Below are 4,156 nucleotides of genomic sequence, written 5' to 3'. Positions count from 1 at the left end.
ACCCCGCCGACCTCCCCACCTACCCCTTCCAACGCGACAGTTACTGGCTCACGCCCGGCAGCCGATCCGCCGACGCCGGGGCACTCGGGTTGACGGCCATCGAGCACCCGATGCTCACCAGCCAGACCGAACTGCCCAACGGCCGGGGCCACCTGTTCACCGGACGGCTCTCCGCCGACAACCCGGCGTGGGCCGCCGAACACGAGATCTACGGCACGTACATCCTGCCCGGCGTCTCCTTCGTCGACCTGTTGCTGCACGTCGCCCGGATCGTCGGCTGCGACCAGATCGAGGAGCTGACCCACCGCACCTTCCTGGCGATCCCGGAGCAGGGGGCACTCCAGGTGCGGCTGGCGGTCGACGCCGCGGACGAGTCGGGTGCGCGCGGCTTCGCGCTGTACTCGCGTCCCGAGGAGGCCGAGCCCGGCACCGACTGGACCCTGCACGCCACCGGCTCCCTCGCGACCGGCGAACCGGCCGGCGCCTTCGAGCCGTTCGAGGACGGCGACTGGCCGCCCGCGGACGCCGAGCCGCTGGACATGGCGGAGTTCTACACCCGGATCATCGACGCCGGCTTCGGCTACGGCCCGCTGTTCCGCTCGCTACGGGCCGCCTGGCAGGACGGCGACACCACCTACGGCGAGGTCGCCTTCCCGGCCGACGTCGACGCCGGCGCGTACGGCGTCCACCCGGGCCTGCTGGACTCGGCGCTGCAACCCGCCGCCCTGGTGCTGGGCGCGACCCCGGCCGAGGACAGCATCCGGGTGCCGTTCTCGTGGAGCGGCGTAGCCATCCACTCAGTGGGCGCGACCCACCTGCGGGTCCGGCTCTCCCGGCCCACCCCGGACACCGTCTCGCTGGACATCGTCGACCACACCGGCGCCCCCGTGATCACCATCGGCTCCCTGGCGATGCGCGCCGTGGCGACCGACCAGATGGCCGCCGCCGCCCAGGCGACCACCGCGCTGGAGCTGTACCAGGTCGACTGGGCGGCACTGCCCGCCCCCGCCCCGGCGGCCGCCGCCGAGCGGCACTGGGCGGTGCTCGGCGACTCCGCACTGACCGAGGCCCTGCGCCGCGCCGACGCCACCGTCACCGGGCACCCCGACGTGCACTCGCTGCGCGCCGCCCTCGGTGCCGCCACACCCGCCGCACCCGCCGCAACCCCGCAGCTCGTGCTGGTCCCGGCCCTGGCCGACCCCGACGTCACGGCCAGGAGTGCCCACCGGATCACCGCCGACGTCCTCGCCGTCCTCCAACAGCTGCTCGTGGACGAGGAGTTCACCGCGAGGATCGCCGTCGTCACCCGGGGCGCGGTTCCGGTCGGCGACGAACAGCCGACCGATCTCGGCGGCGCCGCGGTCTGGGGCCTGGTGCGCACCGCACAGTCCGAGAACCCCGGCCGGATCGTCCTGGTGGACCTGGACGACACGCCCGCCTCGGTCGCCGCCCTGCCCGCCGCCCTCGAACTGGACGAACCACAACTCGCCCTGCGCGACGGCAGGATCACCGCGCCCCGACTCGCCCGGGCAGCCGTGACCGAACGGACCGCACCGGCCTTCGACGCCGACGGGACGGTCCTCGTCACCGGCGGCACCGGCGCCCTGGGCTCGATGCTGGCCCGGCACCTGGTGACCGAGCACGGCGTTCGGCACCTGCTGCTCACCAGCCGGCGCGGCCAGGACGCCCCCGGAGCCGACGAACTCGCCTCCGATCTGGCTGATTCGGGGGCAACCGTACGGATCGCCGGCTGCGACGCGGCCGACCCGCAGGCGCTCGCCGAACTGCTGGACGCCATCCCGGCCGCGCATCCGCTGCGCGCCGTCGTGCACTGCGCCGGCGTCCTGGACGACGGGACCATCCCGACGCTGACCGCCGAACGGATGGACACCGTCCTCACCCCCAAGGCCGACGCCGCGTGGAACCTCCACACCGCCACCGAGGGCCTGGACCTGACGGCCTTCGTCCTCTACTCCTCCGTCGTCGCCACGCTCGGCGCTCCCGGCCAGGGCAACTACGCGGCCGCCAACGCCTACCTGGACGGCCTGGCCGCGTACCGCCGGGCCCGGGGCCTGACCGCGACCTCGCTCGCCTGGGGCCTGTGGGCCGAATCCGGCGGCATGGGCGGCACGCTCGGCGAGCAGGAGCAGCAGCGCATGGCCCGGACCGGCGTCGTCCCGATGCCGGACGCCCAGGGCCTGGCCCTGTTCGACGCCGCGCTCGGCCACGAGCGGGCCCTACTGGTCCCCGCCCAGCTCAACGGTGCCGGACTGCGCGCCCAGGCGAGCGGCGGCACCGTCGCGCCGATCTTCACCGCGCTGTACAAGCCGCGTCCGCGCCGCGCCGCCGAGGCCGGCCCCGCCGTCGGCGAGCACGGGCTGGCGCAGGAGCTGGTGTCCCGCAGCAAGGCCGAGCAGGGCCCGTTCCTGCTCGACTTCCTCGGCCGGCACATCGCCACCGTGCTCGGTCACGACGCATCCGCCACGATCGACCCGGACAGCTCGTTCAAGGACCTCGGCTTCGACTCGCTGACCGCCGTCGAACTGCGCAACACCCTCAGCAAGGCGGTCGGCGTCCGGCTGCCCGCCACCCTGACCTTCGACCACCCGACGCCCGGCGCGATCGCCCGCCACCTGCGGGAGGAACTGCTCAGCTCGGCCGTCCCGCAGGCGAAGCCGGCCGGCGGCGCCTCCGGCCGCAGCCGGCGGGCGAAGGACGACGACCCGATCGTGATCGTCGGCATGGGCTGCCGCTTCCCCGGCGGCGCCGACTCCCCCGAGGCGCTCTGGCGGCTGGTCGCCGACGAGGTCGACGCGGTCGGCGACTTCCCCGACAACCGCGGCTGGGACCTCGACGCACTGTTCGACCCGGATCCCGAGGCGATCGGCAAGACCTACGCCCGTCAGGGCGGATTCCTCTACGACGCCGACGAGTTCGACGCCGACTTCTTCGGCATCAGCCCCCGCGAAGCGCTCGCCATGGACCCCCAGCAGCGCCTGCTGCTGGAGACCAGCTGGGAGGCGATGGAGCGGGCCGGCATCGTGCCGGGCACCCTGCGCGGCCGGCAGATCGGCGTCTTCGCGGGCGTCATCACCCAGGAGTACGGGCCGCTGGTGCGCACCGGCACCGAGGGCATCGAGGGGTACCTGCTCACCGGCTCCACCGCGAGTGTCGCCTCCGGCCGACTCTCCTACGCCTTCGGCTTCGAGGGCCCCGCCATCACCGTCGACACCGCCTGCTCCTCGTCCCTGGTCGCGCTCCACCTGGCCGTGCAGGCCCTGCGGGGCGGCGAGTGCACCCTGGCGCTGGCCGGCGGCGTCACCGTGATGGCCAACGCGGGCATGTTCCTGGAGTTCAGCCGGCAACGCGGGCTGGCGCCCGACAGCCGGGCCAAGTCCTTCTCCGGTGCGGCCGACGGCACCATCTGGGCCGAGGGCGCGGGCATGCTGCTGCTGGAGCGGCTCTCCGACGCGAAGGCCGCCGGGCACCAGGTGCTCGCGGTGGTCCGCGGCACCGCCGTCAACCAGGACGGCGCCAGCAACGGGAGGCGATGCGCCACGGCGTGCTGCCCCGCACCCTCCACGTGGACGAGCCCACCCCGCACGTCGACTGGGAGTCCGGGGCCGTCGAACTGCTCACCGAGGCCCGGCCCTGGCCCGAGACCGACCACCCGCGCCGGGCCGCCGTCTCCTCCTTCGGCATCAGCGGCACCAACACCCACGTGATCCTGGAGGCACCACCCGCCCCCGCCCCCGCTCCGGCGATGGCGGCCGAGCCCGGGGCAGCCGCCCCCGTCGTGCCACTGCTCCTGTCGGCGAAGAACCCGGCGGCGGTCGCCGCGCAGGCCGCCGGCCTGCGCCACTGGCTGAGCTCACACCCGGACGCCTCGACCGCCGAGGTCGCCCAGGCCCTCGCGGCCGGGCGGACGCTGTTCGCGCACCGGGCCGTGGTGTTCGGTGCCGACCGGGAGGAACTGCTGGCCGCACTGGCCGCCGTAGCGAACGGCACACCCAGCCCCCAAGCCGTCCAAGGATCGGTGCGCGGCGGCAAGATCGCCTTCCTCTTCACCGGCCAAGGCGCCCAACGACTCGGCATGGGCCAAGAGCTGTACCAGACCCAGCCGGTGTTCGCAGCCGCCTTCGACGACGCCTGCACC

The 4,156-nt window shown here is 74.4% G+C and carries 2 pseudogenes; both read left to right on the top strand.

From position 1 onward, the window contains the following. Positions 1 to 110 precede the first annotated feature (110 nt). A pseudogene (locus IF30_RS50940) lies at positions 111 to 872 on the top strand (polyketide synthase dehydratase domain-containing protein); the annotation flags it as partial. Positions 873 to 911: 39 nt separating this feature from the next. Then, a pseudogene (locus IF30_RS50065) lies at positions 912 to 4,033 on the top strand (SDR family NAD(P)-dependent oxidoreductase); the annotation flags it as partial. Positions 4,034 to 4,156 lie beyond the last annotated feature (123 nt).

Source organism: Streptomyces sp. NRRL S-350, from assembly GCF_000719705.1.
Classification (GTDB): domain Bacteria; phylum Actinomycetota; class Actinomycetes; order Streptomycetales; family Streptomycetaceae; genus Kitasatospora.
Note: the sequence above shows the minus strand (reverse complement) of the source record. Positions and strands in the feature narration are given on the sequence as shown.